At 47.4% G+C, this 266-nt stretch carries 1 protein-coding gene; it reads left to right on the plus strand.

Annotation, left to right across the window (positions count from 1 at the left end; genetic code table 11):
* The coding region (locus AAEY83_RS15755) for a Rieske (2Fe-2S) protein (protein WP_502945201.1) at nt 1–266 on the plus strand (266 nt) is incomplete at both ends.

The following is a 266-nucleotide window of genomic DNA, read 5'->3' on the forward strand; positions in this document are numbered from 1 at the left end:
GCGCAAAAGCTGAAGCTGCAGGGGCGGCTGTTACCCAAGATATCGGTTCTATCGAAGATGGACAAATGATTGTCATCAAATATCGTGGTAAACCTATTTATGTGGTTAAGCGCACCGAAGAGATGATCGCAGGATTAGAGTCAGTCAAGCCAATGCTGTCTGACCCTGACTCTAGTGCATCATTACAACCTGAATACTGTGCGAATCCTACGCGCTCTTTAGAACCAGCTGTGTTGGTTGTTGAAGGCGTGTGTACGCATTTGGGC

It is taken from the genome of Psychrobacter sp. TB20-MNA-CIBAN-0197, assembly GCF_040309765.1.
Lineage (GTDB): Bacteria > Pseudomonadota > Gammaproteobacteria > Pseudomonadales > Moraxellaceae > Psychrobacter > Psychrobacter submarinus.